Genomic DNA, 16,564 nt, shown 5'->3' with positions numbered 1-16,564 from the left:
GATTTCTCTGTTTGAATCTCTACCTTTTTTCAAATTTGTGTTGCTAACGAGAATCTTTTGCTAAGTTCATAAACATGCCACTCTTGCACACCCCAATAACGGAGAATCGATTCTGCTTGCCAGATTTCATCTGCTGTTCCTTCTACCTTCACCAAAAATTTTTCTTGGCAGGTGGCTGGCTCACAGAATCTAGCTTGCCTTTCGGGAGCAAACCAACCTTGAAATGCGCCATAAACACTGCCAAAAATCGCACTCGCTCCACCCGCTAGCAGTGTACTCACCACAGATTCAACCGCTAATGCCGGCCCAACACCGGGAATAACTAATACCCCAAGTCCGGCTGTCAGTGCCAGCAAGCCCCCGGCTGTTCCTCCTGTAATTGCACCTGCTTTAGCACCTTCGATCGGAGTTATGGGATGTTTATCCGCATTAGTATCCTCGTGCAACTTTTCGTCTTCAGAGTCTAAAGTGAACACAGAAATTTTCTGCATGGGAAAGTCAATAGCTCTGAGTTCATCAAGCACCTGTGTTACAGCCTGATGGGTAGAAATGATACCGATCGCATTTTTAACTGGACTGAAATTCATCACAACATCTCCTATCAAAATCAGTAATTTTAAAACGAAGCTTTATTAATCTCCAAATAGTAAAAAACTATAGTTTTATAGCGTAAGCATGACCTGTATTAGTTCGGGTATTCGTTTTAAACCTCAGTTGGGTTAGTTTCGTTTATCTGCTTCTTTTCCAGGATTGCTGATGAATGTGAACGAAAAGTGAATAAATCGTTATCCTACTTAATTTCACTTTTAAATCACATTTGTCCATCAAGCTAAAAGATAATACAAGTAAATGAAGTAATTGATTATTGGAGCTAGATATGAGTTTTAAGAAGATTTTGGTAGCAGTCGATGATTCACCTGCTACTGCAACAGTGTTTATAAAAGCGCTGGAGTTAGCCCAAAGAGATGCTGCTCAGTTAATGATTGGTCACAGCATTGAGCTAGCAGCTTCTAGTCAACTCACTGTAAACTTAGTAGACCTGGAAATAGAAACACAACAGGCACAAAGTTTACTTCAGTTGTACTATCAGAAAGCGAAAATACTAGGCATTAGGGCAGAATCCAGTTATCAAACAGGAGATCCTGGGACTAACATCTGTGATTTAGCCCGGAGTTGGGGAGCAGATTTGATTGTGCTTGGTCGTAGAGGACTTAAAGGATTTGCCGAACTTTTAGCAGGAAGTGTGAGCAATCACGTAGTTCATCACGCTCCATGTTCCGTCCTGATTGTTCAAGGCCAGTAGTTCCTTCAGAACTGTCTACCAACCGCCAGAATGTTGCTGTTCAAACGTAATTCCACGAATAGTATTCATTATGTTTTACAAGAAACAATCTAGTTTCCTCGTAGTCCACCAAAGAAACTTTGTATAGTTTATTTTATGGTAGGAAAATCAAGTTATTTTCTCCCCCTGCTTCCCCTGCTTTATCTACCTACTTTCACCCGTAATTTTTGGGTTGGTCGATTACTAGGACTAGAATACATGGGGTTGTTTTTAGCAGGAATAACCGTTTTAATTCTGGTTTTCCTATCAACTCATAACCATGAAAATCTACACTGAAATTGAAATTCAGGCATCTGATAAGCAAGTATGGAACTTACTTACTGATTTTGCCAGTTTTCCACATTGGAATCTGTTTATTCGTCAAATTAGTGGTTTGCTGAGTGAAGGGGCGCAGCTAACCGTTCACTTTCAGCCTCCGGGTAGAGATATTGTGACCTTTCGACCTACGGTGATTACGGTAGAACCTAATCGCAAACTGCGCTGGTTATGGCACTTTTTGATACCAGGATTATTTGACGTTGAACATAGCTTTATCATTGAACCGTTAGTAAGCGATGTCTACGACGGGCTACGCCTACGTGTTCGCTTCATTCAGCAAGAATCTTTCCAGGGTTTACTAGTACCTCTGTTGGCTCGTCGATTAAATATCGACGTTCGCCAAGGGTTTGAAGCTATGAACCAAACATTGAAAACCAAGGCAGAACGCATTGAAAATAAAAATCAGGAGGTCAGAAAGTTTATATAATCAGCTTTTTTCAACTATAGTAATAGCCTGAAATCGGATCGATGTTATTCCACAATCTCATAGCGCACTAACTTTCTAACATCTTCACGGGGTAAACCTAGTTCTTGGGCAATTGTCGCTTCTATTTGGCTGAATTCTATTGTTGGAAGTTCTAATTCCAACCGCTTCAAGATGGGATCTGCTGTTTCTACTTCTACCTGGGTAATTCTTTTAGTTCGGTTGACGGCGGCGTTAATGAGCAACACATTGACTGATACCCGTGCTTCAAGCTGAGTATCTGACTGAAGTTTTTTCTCGGTGGAGTAGGGTCGCCTTAACTCTTGAGCAGCTAGGAAATTACAGCCAAGCCAAAACACAACTGCTACCAATGGTAGAGGCAACCAAAACTCTAATCCCAGTCCTTGCAGCCAACGTTTACTAATACGCCACACACTACACCTGCTTCTGATTTTGCTAGGTCACACTTCATGTATATCCTAATGGGGTAGACAATCCTCTGAAATCTTACTGATGAAAGACGTTGAGATTGCTTCAATAGATTATTCTAAACAAGCACAAGTGTATAAAGGTGATGAAAATCTTACTGGTAGAGGACGATCCAAAGCAATTAATGCCGCTGCAAATGGTTCTCTCTCAGGCGGGACACAGCGTCGATGGTGTCAAGGATGGTGAAACTGCTCAATGGCTTTTGGCTGAAAAAGAATACGATCTGCTGATTTTGGATTGGATGTTACCTCGGATTAGTGGAGTGAGTTTGTGTCAACAGTATCGCGCGGCGGGAAAAACATCTCCCGTATTAATGATTACGGCAAAAGATACCACACCCGATAAAGTCATAGGATTAGATGCCGGAGCTGATGATTACCTCGTCAAACCGATTGATATCGTGGAGTTCATGGCGCGGGTGCGGGCACTGAGAAGGCGATCGCCCCTTTGGCAAGGAGACACCCTCTGCTTGGCAGACCTCGAACTTCATCTCGATAGACTAATTTTGGAGCGACAAGGGGCGATCGTATCGCTTTCTAGCCAAGAATTTCAGTTGCTAGAGTACTTCATGCGTCATCCTAAGCAAGTTCTGACTCGTAACCAGATTGAGCAAGCTGTATGGGAGTGGGGTAGTGAGCCAGAAAGCAATGCAATCACTGTTCTAGTTCGTAAACTTCGCCAACGTTTGCAAACATTAGCAGCAGCCGATTGGATTGAAACTGTCTACGGTATGGGCTATCGCCTCAACCCTCCAGAACCATCTTGAAACTTGATAAGGGCTACGCAAAGTAGAAATATAGTGTAGTTTAATTACTTGAAAAGCGTTGTAATTACGTTAGCGTAGCGGTAGCGAGTCCGCGAGCGTCATTACGAATTACGAATTACGAATTAGCATAAGTTGTGTTTAACCGCAGTCGTCGTAACTTAGCTCGTTGGTTTACCCTTTCAATGGGGTGCATTCTGATTCTCTTTGCTGGAGTTATTTATCATCTTGAGGTAAAAGACAAGCTTAAAGCATTAGATCAACTGCTTTATAAAAGAGCAGAGCTAATGGCAGCCAGTTCGCAGTATCGGCTGTATCAAGGACAAAAAGAAGTCGATCTGAGCAATATACCGCTATTAGGTAGTGGTTCTCACCCCGCTGATATTGAACTGGTGTATGTTCGCTGGTATGACCCGTATGGCAAACTCAAGCGGTTTTTTGGTACTCCACCTCCAGAAAAGTTGGGAATAGCATCTGAGTTTCTCACGATTAAGTCCGTTGACCAGTTTACAGGTGAGACGCTTTGGCTTCGTCAAGTCACCCTACCTGTTCAAGGAGGAAATTCGGTCATCGGTTATCTGCAAGTTGCTATCCCGCTGACAGAAACTCAAAACGATCTCAGAGAATTTCAGTTAATGTTGACCCTTGCTGTGCCTGTAGCACTGGGGTTAATTGGACTTACAGGTTGGGTACTTGGCGGCATAGCGATGCAACCCGTTCAGCAAGCCTATAATCAACTGCAACGCTTCACATCAGATGCTTCTCATGAGCTGCGATCGCCCCTTTCTGCAATTTTGACCAATGCCCAAGTTGGGTTATTAATGGCAGCAGACCATCCCCAAATCCATCCCTCTGTGGAGAATATCATCGATAGCGCCAAGTCGATGAGTACCTTGGTCAATAACCTACTGCTGTTGGCTCGGCATCAGGGAAAATTAACTCCCGAATCTCTCAAAAAGGTTAATCTTAATAGCTTGCTAGAGAATTTAGCTATTTATTACAATACTGTTGCTGCAAAAGCGTCGATCGAGTTGATCGGCCATTTACCAGAACAACCCATTAAGTTGTGGGCTGACCCCGATTTGCTGCGGTTAGCTATTGAAAACTTGCTCAATAACGCCTGTAATTACACTCCATCTGGTGGAACTGTCTGGTTACGCTTAGAACCTCACCCAGATCGGGCAGTAATTCAGGTCATCGATACTGGAATTGGAATTCCAGAGGCAGATTTACCTTACATTTTTGATCGCTTTTACCGAGTTGATACAGAACGTGCCAGAGAAAGCGGCGGATTTGGGTTAGGATTAGCGATCGCTCAACAAATTGTCCAGGCTCACGGTGGTCATATTTATGTGATGAGCAATGAGGGTAAAGGCTCAACTTTCCAGATAAAGTTACCGCTGATGAGCCATTCATAAATTACCTTTAAGAGATGATTCTTTGGTGGACTACTAGGCTAAACAGTCAAGTTTGAATCTGAGAATTTTACTAAATAACCTCAGTTCGGGTTAAGGAGGTTTATTCACCTCTAACTAGGCTTTACATATTTTGCTAATTTATAACCTGTTCCAAGCCTTGATCAAAGCAATCACTGCATGTCCGCAAGCATTCATCATTTTTGCAATATTATCTCTATTACCTACCCAATAAAAATTGTTGGCAAAAGATAGTTCCCATTGCCTACCATCTTCAATAGCATAAGCAATGGCAGGCATATTCATAATCGATTCAAAATCCATACAGCTTTTACCTGATTAACTGAGAAGGCCTAGAGATTTCTAGCTTTAGTATTTTCCGTCGCAAAACTTAATAATTGGTATTATTTAAAACTTTAGTGAAGATAGGTTAAATAATGCCTATGACTAAAAGCAGCTTTATATAAAGCCAGTTTCAATTTCCGAAACCAGCCTGACAAAAGTTGTAGAAAAAGGTTAGCTTAACTGTTAATCACAAGCCGCACCCTAGCCGCGATGGTAAAAGAATTAGCAATTTGCACCCGTGGACTAACTAAGCAATTTGACCGACACGTTGCTGTCAATGATGTTGATTTAGAAATACAGACGGGGGAAGTATATGGACTAATTGGGCCGAATGGCGCGGGTAAAACAACTCTCATCCGAATGTTGGCAACTGCTGAGGAACCAACTACGGGTGAGATTTATATTAATGGCGATCGCCTACTCCGTGACAAGAGTAATCCCAAACTTAAGCGTCGTCTTGGCTACTTACCCGATGACTACCCACTGTATGAGGATTTGACAGTCTGGGATTACCTAGATTATTTTGCGCGTCTCTATCGTTTACGAGAACCACGCCGCACTCAACGCTTACATGAAGTTTTAGAACTAATCCAACTTGGTAATAAACGCAATAGTCGCATTTCTACTCTGTCACGGGGGATGAAACAGCGCTTAAGTTTAGCGCGAACCATTATCCACGAACCGATTTTACTACTACTAGATGAGCCTGTTTCTGGGCTTGATCCCATTGCTAGGATGCACTTTCGTGAAATCATTAAGGCTTTGCAAGAAGCTGGAATGACTGTAATCATTTCTTCCCACGTTCTCAGTGATTTAGCTGAACTGTGTACTTCTGTGGGAATTATGGAACTTGGCTTTTTGGTAGAAAGTACCTCTTTACAGCAACTTTATCAACGTCTTGCCCACCAGCAAATTGTGATATCAACTCTGGGGAACCTAGAAGCACTATTAAGGGAATTGAAACATCATCATTTAGTAAAAGAGTGGGAGGTGATATTAGGAAAAAACAGCGTGCGGGTGAATTTTTCGGGCAAAGATGAAGATAGTGCTGAGTTGTTGCGATCGCTCATTAAAGCAGGCATTCCTCTGACTGATTTTCACTGCACCCAAGAAGACTTAGAAACTATTTTCTTAAAATTAGGTCACAAACAAGCATCTTAATGCGTCAATAAATATCACTCCCCATTTTTGGAGAAATTTTTTCCTATGATGCTCAATTTAATAGACAAAATCGGCGATTGGAATCCGCAACTATTACGGGAACTCAAAGGACGCCTAAAAATTTTTAATGTCGCGATCGCAGTTGCTACATCTCTACTTCTACAACTGGTAGTTTTTTTATATCAGTTACGCGAGTTTCCTAATGATGAATACTTGCTAACTGCTCCATACTGTCGTTTGCATAAAGTATATGAACTGCGGCAAAACCAGGTTTATCAGCAATCAAATCAATCTCAAATTGATGATTTAAATTATTTTTTCTCAAAGAATTTTTGCCCGCAAAACGAAATTGATTGGCAGTTATGGTGGCGAGATCACTGGGAATATATATTCCTCTCTTTGAGTGTAATTTTTGTATTTACCCTCTTAGTTGCGGGAACTTATTTGCTGATTAACGATTTAGCTAAAGAAGAAACTCGCGGTACACTGAATTTCATTCGTCTCAGCCCTCAATCAGAAACAAGTATCTTGACTGGCAAGTTACTAGGAGTTCCGAGTTTAATTTATCTCGTTATTTTAGGAGCAGTTCCTTTACATTTCTGGGCTGGGAGTTCTGCCAAAATTGCCTTTAGTTACATTTTTATTTATTATGCAATTCTTGCTACTAGCTGTATTTTTTTCTACAGTGCCGCATTACTATTTGGCTTAGTGAGTCGCTGGTTTAGCGGTTTTCAGCCTTGGTTAGGTAGTGGCGCAGTTTTGCTTTTCTTGTTTACAACGATATTGATGGCATCGTCTTATAACAACGGTATAAATAATTCAACTGCTTGGTTAAGAATTTTCGCTCCTTGGGATACAGTAAATTATCTGTTTCCTAACTTGTTACGTGTCTCCAATGGTTCTCCCATGAAAAACTTGGAGTTTTTCTATTTACCATTAGGAAAAAATATTGTTAGTGTTGTTAGTTTCCATTTGTTAAACTTGGGATTGTGTAGTTATGCAATCTTACAAGCTCTAAAACGTTGCTTTCGTAATCCTCAAGCTTCAATCATCAGCAAGGGACAAAGTTATTTATTAGTAGCTTTTTGCCAGGTGATGATGTGGGGATTTAGCTTACAATTTTGGCAAAAGAATTCCAGCTTTTACGGACAGTTTGAGCCAAATTTAATTTTACTGGCAATATACAACTTGGGGTTAATTTTCAGTTTGATTGCTATTCTTTCCCCTCATCGTCAAGATGTACAAGATTGGGCAAGATATCGACATCAGGGAGTTTCTAGCCGCAAGAGTGTTTGGCAGGATCTAATTTGGGCTGAAAAAAGCCCTGCACTTGTGGCGATCGCTATTAATCTGGCAATTGTTATTATCCCCTTGCTAGTCTGGATTTTAATTACATCTGTTTTTGATACAGACAATTGGCTAAATAGCAATTTTGGCAGGTTTAAAGTACTTTTAGCTGTAGCTTTGTCTGTCAGCATAATCATGATTTACGCTACAATTGCCCAATTAATACTTTTGCTGAAAACTCCCAAACGTTCTTTTTGGGCAATAGGTACTATAGGCGTGATATCATTCTTACCACCAATAATTCTAGGATTTCTTGGCATATCCTCGTGGGAATATCCTACTGTATGGCTGTTTTCAACTTTTCCTTGGGCAGCTATCCAAGACTCTGAAGCGACAACAGTTTTAATGGCATTCCTCGCTCAGCTGAGTGTTTTAGCGTTGTTGAATTTCCAGTTGACAAAGCAGGTGAGATTAGCAGGCGAATCTGCTACGAAAGCACTATTAGCAGGACGCTAGTACCGCAAGGCAAAAGTCAAGAGTCAAAAGTCAAAATCAATAAAGCGTAGGCGTTTTGTTGATTTGGAATGGGTTGTTTATTTCCGCCGCGCTGTACTAGGTAAATAGTTATCCATTAGAACCCCGACTTCTTGAGGAAGTCGGGGTTCTTGCGTTAAGGTTAAATTTTTTATTAGCATAAGTATCATGATAATTTAACAATAATGCTAAATCTGCCAACTCAAGACTTACGCCATACAGCCATCCAGTTTTTAGAACAAAGTCCCCCACAGCGTCTACAAGTTCTTAAGCAACTCGGCATAGCTCGTTATGAGTTTTTAACAAAAATGCGACTACATGAAGCAAACATCATCTGTATAATGCGGTTTTTTAAATATCCAAGTCAGCTAAAATTTCCGAATTTAATAGGAGCAGATTTATCTGATTTAACTTTAGATGGAGTAAACTTTATCCGAGGAAATTTGTCTGGAGCAAATCTGCAAGGTAGTAGTTTAGTCAATGCAGACCTTTTATTTGCAAATTTGATGAAAGCCGATTTGAGAAATGCAGATTTACGAGGTGCAACTTTGAATGATACTGTTTGGTTAGAGGCTCTAGTAGATAAGTGTAACTTTGGCGTTGGTATTGGTTTAACTGCGCTACAACGGCAAGATTTACAACTGCGTGGAGCTAGATTTAACCCTTGAGAAGGCGATAATTAAAACACAAAAAATTATAAGATTATTGGATTAAGATTGATCTGGATAAGCTAATGAGTATTAAATTGCCTCAAAAATTGATGCTGCTGGGTTCAGGAGAACTAGGTAAGGAATTTGCGATCGCAGCTCAACGTCTTGGTAATTATGTGATTGCCGTTGACCGCTACAGTAATGCTCCGGCAATGCAGGTTGCTGATGCTTATGAAGTTATTTCTATGCTCAGTGCTGATGATTTAGAAGCTGTAGTGACCAAATATCAACCAGATATTATTATACCAGAAATTGAAGCAATCAGAACAGAAAAACTGATCGAATTTGAGCAGCGAGGGATTACAGTTATACCAACTGCGGCTGCTACTAACTATACAATGAACCGCGATAGAATTCGGGAACTGGCACATCAAGAATTGGGCCTCAGAACAGCTAAATATGGCTATGCAACAACTCTAGAAGAATTGATTGCAGTTTCGGATAAAATTGGCTTTCCCAATGTTGTTAAACCTGTGATGTCATCATCAGGGAAAGGTCAATCTGTAGTGCAGGATAAGAGTGAAGTTGAGAAAGCTTGGAATTATGCGATCGCTAATTCTAGAGGCGACAGTCAAAAGGTCATCGTAGAAGAATTTATTAACTTTGAAATTGAAATAACTTTACTGACAATTAAACAGTGGAATGCACCCACTATTTTCTGTTCTCCTATTGGTCATCGCCAAGAAAGAGGAGATTATCAAGAATCGTGGCAACCCGCAGAAATTTCGGAAGATAAAATATTAAAAGCTCAAGAAATAGCTATCAAAGTCACAGATGCTTTAGGAGGAGCCGGAATTTTTGGCGTTGAATTTTTCATTACCAAAGATGAAGTGATTTTTTCAGAGCTTTCTCCCAGACCTCACGATACAGGAATGGTGACATTAATCTCACAAAATTTAAATGAATTTGAACTTCATCTGCGAGCTATTTTAGGCTTGCCAATTCCTCATATAGAACAGCTAGGAGCCTCAGCAAGTGCAGTAATTTTAGCTTCAGAAAACTCTGATTTGATTGCTTTTAGTGGTGTAGCCGATGCTTTGTCAGAAAAAGATGTAGATATTAGATTATTTGGTAAACCTAATGCTCATCCATATCGGCGAATGGGAGTAGCTTTGGCAAAGGGTGTGAATGTCCAAGAGGCTAGAGAAAAAGCTACTAGAGCCGCAAGTAAAATTAAAATCATCTAGTTGTGTTAACTAAATTGACTTATATCATGTCCGCCAAATGACCCATAAAAAAAGAACCCTACCCCCAACCCCTCCCCGCTTGCGGGGAGGGGAGACAAAGCACAGCTTTGGCGGGGTGGGGTTCTTCGCGTTTAATAAGCAATTAAGCAAACATGATGAGTATGAAGCAATACAGTTTAGTTAAGGTTAAAACTCTTTGCCAAAGTCAATTTTTTGAGGTTTTAAAAGGGTTGATGTACTTTATAATCCTAAATCTACGGCAATGCGATGGGCGCAAGCAAACCCAGAAAAAGCGACTGCATTCAAACCTTGACCAGGAAAGGTGCTATCTCCTACACAATAAAGTCCTGGAATAGCTGTGCGATTAAAGGGCATACTTAATAACCCCCGCAACTTGCGCCGGGGTATTGGCCCATAAGTGCCATCTTCACGACCCAAAAAGCGGCGATGGCTGCGCGGTGTCCCCACTTCTAAATAATCCAATCCGGCATCTAAACCGGGAAAAATCTTCTCTAGGCGGTCAATAATTCGCCAAGCTGCCTCTTCTTTTTTAGCTTCGTACTCGCTTGGAGAAAGTTTTTGCCAATCATCAATCCAATGAGGCGTAAAGGCATGAATGATGTGATATCCATTTGGTGCTAAATCTGGGTCAAGCAATGTGGGAATCGAAACGAAAACTGTCCCTTCCACTGCTGTCATCTTTTCCCAGTCTTCTAGCAAAATATGGTGACACTCTGTCCCCGCAGGTAAAACTGACTCTTTTACCCCTATATGCAAACTCAAGAAGCTGGGAGATTTTTGATAATTTTGTTGCCATTTTTTCTCATTATATGGCATTTCTTCTGCTGGTAGTAATTGTTCAAATGTATCCCAGCGTGTAGCATTTGAAACTATGCGTTTACCTCGATATACTTTACCATTTGCCAGTTGCACACCTACCGCTTTTCCCTGTTCTGTGAGAATTTTCGTGACTCTAGCTTGGTACTGAATTTTACCTCCAGCCTTCTCTAGGCCTTCCACCAGTTTTTGGGCAATTTGTCCCACTCCGCCTTTGGGATAGTTCACTCCGCCATAATGCCTGTCAGAAAAGACCATTCCAGCATTAATCATTGGTGTCATGTCTGATGGAACTACCGACCAGCAATAACATTCCATATCAATAAATTTTAATAATTGCGGGTCTTTGATGTAACGTCTTGCAAAATCCCCCGCATTTTGGGGCAAATACTTAACTAAACCGAGACACGCTAAAGGATGTTGGAAAAATACCCGCAGTAAATACCGAGGTTCTTCCAGCGACAACAAATCCATGCTGTTGAGACACTTGAATACTTTTTGGCATTCGTCATAAAAGCGACGAATCCCCTGCTCTTCATAGGGAAAATGAGCAGTAAGATTTTGCAAAAATTTTTCATAAACCCGGTCAACCTTGAGGTTTAAACCTTGGGGTAGATGATAGTGAATCTGCACCGGATCTGCGATCGCTTCTTGGCTGACATTTACAGCAGATAATGCTCGTGTGAGTAAGTTAGTAGTGCCGTTTTGTCCCAGCCCAAAAATCATCGATGCGCCAACATCGAACCGATAGCCTTGGCGTTCAAAACAACCAGCGCTACCACCTGGAATCAAATAACGTTCCAGTACCAGCACTTTCGCTCCCTTCGCCGCCAACTGGGTCGCTGTTACTAATCCTCCAATCCCAGACCCAATCACGATTACGTCATTTGTCATTTGTCATTTGTCCTTTGTACTGAGCCTACCCCTTCCGGGGAAACAAGCTACGCGTAGCGTCCCGTAGAGAAGTATTTGTCCTTTGTCTAGAGTTAATCAATATTTAATTTAACTAATGACTAATGACTAATGACCAATGACAAAAGACCATGACTAATCAAAAAAAAAGAGGGACGAGCCTGCTACTGCTGACTAATCCCGTCTGCCGATCCTTAAAAGAGAGGAGAACACTGTATATGAATATAGCCTTGATTGAGAATTAATGTCAACTACTAATGAAAATTTTTATCAATAAAATTGAGATTGCTAATTTTAAGCTGTCAGCCGGATGCAGGAAAGAGTATTATGGTGTTTCAGTTCTTATACAATAAAAAGGCGCCTATTTCTGGCTATGACGCTACAATTGCGCGTTTATGTTCCACCTCATCCCCTGATCAAGCACTGGCTAGCAGTTGCCCGTGATGCAGGCACGCCTTCAGTATTGTTCCGCAGTGCCATGACTGAGTTGGGAAGATGGCTGACTTATGAAGCTGCACGAGACTGGTTGCCGACTCAAGAAACAGCAGTACAGAGTCCCTTAGATACCTGTCTGGCAACGGTGATCGATCCGCAAGTACCTATAGCAGTAGTGCCGATTCTGCGGGCTGGGCTAGGATTACTAGAGGGAGCGCAGACTTTACTGCCTTTAGCATCGATTTATCACCTTGGTTTGGCACGAGACGAAGAAACACTGCAACCTCATTGTTATCTGAACAAGTTACCAGAAAAATTTGACCCTCAAACACGAGTGTTAGTTACCGATCCAATGTTGGCAACCGGAGGGTCAATTATGGCGGCAATGGCAGAATTGACACAACGGGGTGCTGACCCAGCCCTGACACGGATTGTTTGTGTAGTAGCGGCTCCACCAGCTTTGCAAAAATTGAGTGAAGCTTATCCAGGTTTAATAATTTACACGGCTACTATTGACGAAAAACTGGACAGCAAGGGGTATATTGTACCGGGATTAGGAGATGCAGGCGATCGCATCTTTGGGACTTAAGCTAGTATGCAGCTAGGGCAGGTAAATAGCATAACTACTGTAAAAGTTGCAAGGTTTGTTGAAGGCGGTAAAGATATGAGTCAGCGAGATGGTTTTGGCAGTGGTTTTGTAGCAGGGGCGTTTGTTGGTGGCATATTTGGCGGTGTGATCGGGGCGCTGATTGCTTCTCGACGCGATCCAGAATTGCTAATAGAAGAGGAGACAGAACTGACAGATAGCCAAGCCGAAGCTAAGAAAATAGCAGCAAAGCGGCGTCAGATGAAAGCCTCAGAAAGTGAAAGCATCGGCATAGAAACGGCCAGGCGATCGCTAGAAGATAAAATTGCCCAGCTAAATGCCACAATTGATGAAGTGCGAAAGCAACTGGGAAATGTTAATAGCAGTTCACCCCAAGCAGCCAATGATCGCTCCCTCACTAAAGACTCCTGAAGTTTGTTCAGGCGTGGTGAACGTGTCAAGTGTGGTAAACGTGAAATCCGCAAACACTTTTGACTTTGGACTAAATTAAAATTAAAAGATAAGACCGCGTTTGACACCTAGTAGGAAACAAAGCTATCCATGAGTTTACTGATTACGACACTAATTACCTTTGTCAGCTTTTATAGCTATTTGCTAATTATCCGGGTTTTGCTAACCTGGTTTCCGACAATCAACTGGTATAACCAGCCATTTGCCGCTTTAGCCCAAATAACTGACCCTTATCTAAATCTATTCCGCTCAATTATTCCCCCACTGGGCGGTATGGATTTTTCGCCGATCTTAGCTTTCTTAGCACTCAATGTAGTTAGCGGGCTTTTGAGTGCCATTCCAGCTAACCTGCCCTTATAGAAAGATTTTAATTACTACCTTGGTAAAAAATTGTGTAGAGACGTTAAGTATATAAGCGTCTCTACGATTTTTTACGAATTACTAATTAACCCAAGTTGCTAGTTCTCAAAAAATGCCATTATACAACACTAACTAGCAACTTACGTTAATTACCTAGCCTGTTTCTCGCCTTTGGGGAGTACTAGGAATTAAGAATTACTTACGCACTTGACCACTAAACCCCGCAGCCTTGAATTGCTTCAGCTTCAACGGAGTAGGCTGATTCGCCGGTACAGAAATTCTCAATTCAAAATCGCTAATACCTGGTGGCACCTCGGTAATAGAGCCTAAACGAGTGCGGTTTTGCATCACCGAGTCATTATTTGCATCATAAATGCGTCCAAAAATATCTGCGTCGTAGACTGTTTTATTAGTGCCATTTTCTGCTTTGCCAATGACAAGAAAACAATTGGCAGCAGCGCTACCACTACTGATAACAGCCCCTTCTGCTAGTTCTGGTGGACAATCTTTATAAGAGACATCAAATAGTTTAATCTGTGTCAGGGCTACAGCTGGAGGAATAATCACCCACGATAGAAGGGCAATGAGACATGAAATAAAAACGACCGTGAGTGAACGCAACCGCATAAAAGACCCCGTGATTTAATTCAATAATTATTAACTGATAACCTCAGCTTACAACATACCCCTACTCTCTATTCTCTACTTCCCTGATTAATTCGCCACTGCAAATACCTGCTCCACGGTCAATTCCCAATCAGGTACTATATCTGATGCAATGGTCGCCGTACCCTTCGAGTAGCATTTCTACTAACTCTCCATCCACTAATTCATAGCGGGTATCAGTGCGATCGTCATAAGCCAGAAATTCTTCAAAAGTCAGGACTTTTGTGGGATGCTGAGTTTGGGTCAACATTAGAAAATACCAAACTGATACCAAGAACTCAGAAGACAGGAGACGGAATCAAGTTTTTCTGCTGACTCCTGACTTCCTTGAATATTAGGCATCTTACATTTAATTATGTTTATGATTTAACTACAGGGTGATTGGAGACTTGAATTTAACATTTGTAATAATTAGGGGAATAACCCCTCAATTGCTATGAACTTATGACTCCAGATGAGATTGAAGTAGCTATGTTCGCAGCCTTTAATGATTGTGATGCAGCAAGCTGTCCTCTCACTGACACGCAGAAACAGATATTACTGCAAGTGATCGAGCAAATTCAGGGAAATTCTACCTCTGGGAAGTCAAATATTGCTAATCCTTTAGACGAACTTACCCCAGAGGAGTTAGAAGCATTTTTACAATTTGTTAAGGATGAAGAACAACGCAACCGTACTTGGAAAGTGCAATTACTCAACGACTGGTTACTAGAACAGGACTCTGGAACGGTACACTTTATTCGCCAACGCTATGGTTTACAGTGGTTGAATCGTGTTGAGTCATATCATTTTGACAAGTATTCTTATTTTGAGGATGCATTGAAGTTAAGAGTAGGCGATCGCATTGAAGTTTCCAATGCACTATGGGAATGGGTGCAGGAGGATGGGCCTTGTAAGCGGGAATGGTTTCCGTGTATGGTGATTAAAGTCGAGGAAATTAGCGATAGCGATGATTCCTCTACTAATTGCGTCGTCCGCTTCTTTAACGGCGCTGAGTATGAAATTCAAGGAATGTATGAATGGAATCGCTACAATTGGCGCTGGCCTCAAAAGGAGTAAGGAGTGCTGAGTTTTTAATAATTGTGAATGAGTCTGCTAATAAAATCATTGCCTGAACAACGCCCAAGCCAAAAACCTCTCAGTGTAATACAACGCTAGTTGATTGCTCACACCGTTGAAAACAGCATCAAAAGCGTGTTCTGCCCAAGGAATTTCTAGAAAAACCGCAGTGTTGCCATCATGTAAACGTTCGTACATCTGTCTGCCAAATCGCGCTTGCACCAAATGATCGCGACTGCCGTAAATTAATAAAGTTGGCGGTAAAGGGTGCGTTAAGTAATTTATCGGTGAAGCAATTTCATACCGATTAGGCAATTCTTCTAAAGAACCACCAAGAAATGCTTTTAAAACAGCGCGAGAATTTATAGGATCGGGATTTGGTGGTGTTTTATATCCTTCAGTTAAGTTAACAGGCCCGTAATAGTTCACCACAGCACGAATGGGTGGTGCATCGGGTTGATAAGCCGCTAGCATTGCTAGATGTGCCCCAGCAGAACGTCCTAAAAGTACCATACGTTCTGAATCGGCTTCATATTCAGTTGCATGTTTGCGAATAAAATTTAGGGCTGTACGCACATCATCTAATTGAGAGGGAAACTGATATTGAGGTGCGTGTCGATAGTCGATCGCAAATACCGTATATCCATGATTAGCAATATATTGATTAAACTCAGAATTGGCATGAGTATTGCCATATTGCCAAGCTCCACCATAAATTACTACCACTGCTGGATATTTCCCTACCTCTGGGGGTTGGTAAACTTCCATTTTTAAAGGTACTCCTCCAGGAGAAGCAAAGAGAATATCTTTTTGATGACGCGTTTTCCCTAATGGAATACCCCAGAAGAAATTAACTAAGTTAAAGGGATGGGTTTGCATTTTAGCCCTTACTTGAACGGGAATTTGCTCTAGATAATTTACTCCCAGCCCTTGTTTCATCGCTTTAGCCATCTGCATCTGAGTTGGTGGGATATTCACTAGCACCCATCCACAAATTAGCAATCCGATTAAACTGAAAATGCAAACTAAACGTTGGAGTTGACGGCGACGGATATAGAATAAAGACAGCAATAAAAAGAGCAAATTTAATAAAAATAACCAAGGACTGACTTCTGGCGCTCCCACTGCTAGTGTGAGTAAAAACATATTTGGAGCAGAAAGAATAATCCAAGCGCTAAGAAATAGGCTTGCAAAACTGAGTAATAATGCAAGCGATGATAAAAATATTTTGGGTTTAACAAACATAAATAAAAATGCGGTAGT

18 protein-coding genes and 1 pseudogene are annotated in these 16,564 nt (G+C 41.4%); 12 read left to right on the top strand and 7 right to left on the bottom strand.

Going from position 1 to position 16,564, the window contains the following annotated elements; translation table 11 throughout:
* Positions 1-29: 29 nt before the first annotated feature.
* Positions 30-587: a hypothetical protein gene (locus RMY16_RS09285; RefSeq protein WP_322736140.1), complete on the bottom strand. Its 558-nt coding sequence runs from the start codon at positions 585-587 to the stop codon at positions 30-32.
* Between the two features lie 290 nt (positions 588-877).
* Here RMY16_RS09285 and RMY16_RS09280 point away from each other — a divergent pair, with 290 nt between their 5' ends.
* The gene (locus RMY16_RS09280; RefSeq protein ID WP_322736139.1) at positions 878-1,303 is read left to right on the top strand and encodes a universal stress protein; all 426 of its coding nucleotides are present in this window, start codon (positions 878-880) and stop codon (positions 1,301-1,303) included.
* 298 nt (positions 1,304-1,601) lie between these two features.
* Complete coding sequence (locus RMY16_RS09275) at positions 1,602-2,087, top strand: SRPBCC domain-containing protein (protein ID WP_322736138.1); 486 nt, start codon at positions 1,602-1,604, stop codon at positions 2,085-2,087.
* Between the two features lie 44 nt (positions 2,088-2,131).
* Here RMY16_RS09275 and RMY16_RS09270 read toward each other — a convergent pair whose 3' ends face one another.
* Positions 2,132-2,518 (bottom strand): hypothetical protein, encoded by a 387-nt coding sequence (locus tag RMY16_RS09270; protein WP_322736137.1) that lies wholly within the window; start codon positions 2,516-2,518, stop codon positions 2,132-2,134.
* 140 nt (positions 2,519-2,658) lie between these two features.
* Between RMY16_RS09270 and rppA the strand changes: the two genes are divergently transcribed.
* Together rppA and RMY16_RS09260 are read left to right on the top strand one after the other, a co-directional pair.
* Entirely contained in the window at positions 2,659-3,339 is a 681-nt protein-coding gene (rppA, locus tag RMY16_RS09265) for a two-component system response regulator RppA (protein ID WP_322736136.1), read from the top strand.
* Between the two features lie 134 nt (positions 3,340-3,473).
* A complete protein-coding gene (locus RMY16_RS09260; RefSeq protein WP_322736135.1) occupies positions 3,474-4,754 on the top strand; it encodes a HAMP domain-containing sensor histidine kinase in 1,281 nt (426 codons plus the stop codon).
* A gap of 138 nt (positions 4,755-4,892) precedes the next feature.
* On the opposite strand, the gene RMY16_RS09255 is transcribed toward RMY16_RS09260, so the two are convergent.
* Complete coding sequence (locus RMY16_RS09255; RefSeq protein ID WP_322736134.1) at positions 4,893-5,075, bottom strand: hypothetical protein; 183 nt, start codon at positions 5,073-5,075, stop codon at positions 4,893-4,895.
* 231 nt (positions 5,076-5,306) lie between these two features.
* On the opposite strand from RMY16_RS09255, the gene RMY16_RS09250 reads away from it, so the two are divergent.
* The 4 genes from RMY16_RS09250 to purT all read left to right on the top strand — a co-directional run bounded on the left by RMY16_RS09250 (position 5,307) and on the right by purT (position 9,975).
* Positions 5,307-6,257 (top strand): ABC transporter ATP-binding protein, encoded by a 951-nt coding sequence (locus RMY16_RS09250; RefSeq protein WP_322736133.1) that lies wholly within the window; start codon positions 5,307-5,309, stop codon positions 6,255-6,257.
* Positions 6,258-6,302: 45 nt separating this feature from the next.
* Positions 6,303-8,060 carry an ABC transporter permease subunit gene (locus RMY16_RS09245; RefSeq protein WP_322736132.1) on the top strand — a complete coding sequence of 586 codons (1,758 nt, stop codon included), beginning with the start codon at positions 6,303-6,305 and terminating at the stop codon, positions 8,058-8,060.
* A 203-nt stretch (positions 8,061-8,263) separates the two neighbouring features.
* Positions 8,264-8,746, top strand: coding sequence for a pentapeptide repeat-containing protein (locus RMY16_RS09240; protein ID WP_322736131.1), 483 nt, complete (start codon positions 8,264-8,266; stop codon positions 8,744-8,746).
* A gap of 65 nt (positions 8,747-8,811) precedes the next feature.
* On the top strand, positions 8,812-9,975 hold the full coding sequence (purT, locus tag RMY16_RS09235; protein ID WP_322736130.1) for a formate-dependent phosphoribosylglycinamide formyltransferase: 1,164 nt from the start codon (positions 8,812-8,814) through the stop codon (positions 9,973-9,975).
* Between the two features lie 240 nt (positions 9,976-10,215).
* On the opposite strand, the gene crtH is transcribed toward purT, so the two are convergent.
* On the bottom strand, positions 10,216-11,706 hold the full coding sequence (gene crtH / locus RMY16_RS09230; RefSeq protein ID WP_322736129.1) for a carotenoid isomerase: 1,491 nt from the start codon (positions 11,704-11,706) through the stop codon (positions 10,216-10,218).
* A gap of 391 nt (positions 11,707-12,097) precedes the next feature.
* Between crtH and upp the strand changes: the two genes are divergently transcribed.
* The 3 genes from upp (at position 12,098) to RMY16_RS09215 (ending at position 13,576) form a co-directional block, all read left to right on the top strand.
* The gene (gene upp / locus RMY16_RS09225; RefSeq protein WP_322736128.1) at positions 12,098-12,748 is read left to right on the top strand and encodes a uracil phosphoribosyltransferase; all 651 of its coding nucleotides are present in this window, start codon (positions 12,098-12,100) and stop codon (positions 12,746-12,748) included.
* Between the two features lie 75 nt (positions 12,749-12,823).
* Positions 12,824-13,177 carry a hypothetical protein gene (locus RMY16_RS09220; RefSeq protein ID WP_322660447.1) on the top strand — a complete coding sequence of 118 codons (354 nt, stop codon included), beginning with the start codon at positions 12,824-12,826 and terminating at the stop codon, positions 13,175-13,177.
* A gap of 129 nt (positions 13,178-13,306) precedes the next feature.
* Positions 13,307-13,576 (top strand): YggT family protein, encoded by a 270-nt coding sequence (locus RMY16_RS09215; protein ID WP_322695761.1) that lies wholly within the window; start codon positions 13,307-13,309, stop codon positions 13,574-13,576.
* 195 nt (positions 13,577-13,771) lie between these two features.
* On the opposite strand, the gene RMY16_RS09210 is transcribed toward RMY16_RS09215, so the two are convergent.
* Entirely contained in the window at positions 13,772-14,203 is a 432-nt protein-coding gene (locus RMY16_RS09210) for a biotin carboxylase (protein ID WP_322736127.1), read from the bottom strand.
* Between the two features lie 175 nt (positions 14,204-14,378).
* Positions 14,379-14,492, bottom strand: a pseudogene (locus RMY16_RS09205) (Uma2 family endonuclease); the annotation flags it as partial.
* 194 nt (positions 14,493-14,686) lie between these two features.
* On the opposite strand from RMY16_RS09205, the gene RMY16_RS09200 reads away from it, so the two are divergent.
* Positions 14,687-15,301, top strand: coding sequence for a hypothetical protein (locus RMY16_RS09200; RefSeq protein ID WP_322736126.1), 615 nt, complete (start codon positions 14,687-14,689; stop codon positions 15,299-15,301).
* 45 nt (positions 15,302-15,346) lie between these two features.
* Here RMY16_RS09200 and RMY16_RS09195 read toward each other — a convergent pair whose 3' ends face one another.
* The gene (locus tag RMY16_RS09195; RefSeq protein WP_322736125.1) at positions 15,347-16,546 is read right to left on the bottom strand and encodes an alpha/beta hydrolase; all 1,200 of its coding nucleotides are present in this window, start codon (positions 16,544-16,546) and stop codon (positions 15,347-15,349) included.
* Between the last annotated feature and the right edge of the window lie 18 nt (positions 16,547-16,564).

The organism is Nostoc sp. DedQUE12b, assembly GCF_034530835.1.
GTDB lineage: Bacteria > Cyanobacteriota > Cyanobacteriia > Cyanobacteriales > Nostocaceae > Nostoc.
This window is presented reverse-complemented; position numbering and strand designations above follow the sequence as displayed.

Coding starts and splice junctions, on each gene's coding strand:
- RMY16_RS09285 (WP_322736140.1), bottom strand. CDS start 587: ATGAATTTCAGTCCAGTTAAAAATGCGATCGGTATCATTTCTACCCAT.
- RMY16_RS09280 (WP_322736139.1), top strand. CDS start 878: ATGAGTTTTAAGAAGATTTTGGTAGCAGTCGATGATTCACCTGCTACT.
- RMY16_RS09275 (WP_322736138.1), top strand. CDS start 1,602: ATGAAAATCTACACTGAAATTGAAATTCAGGCATCTGATAAGCAAGTA.
- rppA (WP_322736136.1), top strand. CDS start 2,659: ATGAAAATCTTACTGGTAGAGGACGATCCAAAGCAATTAATGCCGCTG.
- RMY16_RS09255 (WP_322736134.1), bottom strand. CDS start 5,075: ATGGATTTTGAATCGATTATGAATATGCCTGCCATTGCTTATGCTATT.
- RMY16_RS09250 (WP_322736133.1), top strand. CDS start 5,307: ATGGTAAAAGAATTAGCAATTTGCACCCGTGGACTAACTAAGCAATTT.
- RMY16_RS09245 (WP_322736132.1), top strand. CDS start 6,303: ATGATGCTCAATTTAATAGACAAAATCGGCGATTGGAATCCGCAACTA.
- RMY16_RS09240 (WP_322736131.1), top strand. CDS start 8,264: ATGCTAAATCTGCCAACTCAAGACTTACGCCATACAGCCATCCAGTTT.
- purT (WP_322736130.1), top strand. CDS start 8,812: ATGAGTATTAAATTGCCTCAAAAATTGATGCTGCTGGGTTCAGGAGAA.
- crtH (WP_322736129.1), bottom strand. CDS start 11,706: ATGACAAATGACGTAATCGTGATTGGGTCTGGGATTGGAGGATTAGTA.
- upp (WP_322736128.1), top strand. CDS start 12,098: ATGACGCTACAATTGCGCGTTTATGTTCCACCTCATCCCCTGATCAAG.
- RMY16_RS09220 (WP_322660447.1), top strand. CDS start 12,824: ATGAGTCAGCGAGATGGTTTTGGCAGTGGTTTTGTAGCAGGGGCGTTT.
- RMY16_RS09215 (WP_322695761.1), top strand. CDS start 13,307: ATGAGTTTACTGATTACGACACTAATTACCTTTGTCAGCTTTTATAGC.
- RMY16_RS09210 (WP_322736127.1), bottom strand. CDS start 14,203: ATGCGGTTGCGTTCACTCACGGTCGTTTTTATTTCATGTCTCATTGCC.
- RMY16_RS09200 (WP_322736126.1), top strand. CDS start 14,687: ATGACTCCAGATGAGATTGAAGTAGCTATGTTCGCAGCCTTTAATGAT.
- RMY16_RS09195 (WP_322736125.1), bottom strand. CDS start 16,546: ATGTTTGTTAAACCCAAAATATTTTTATCATCGCTTGCATTATTACTC.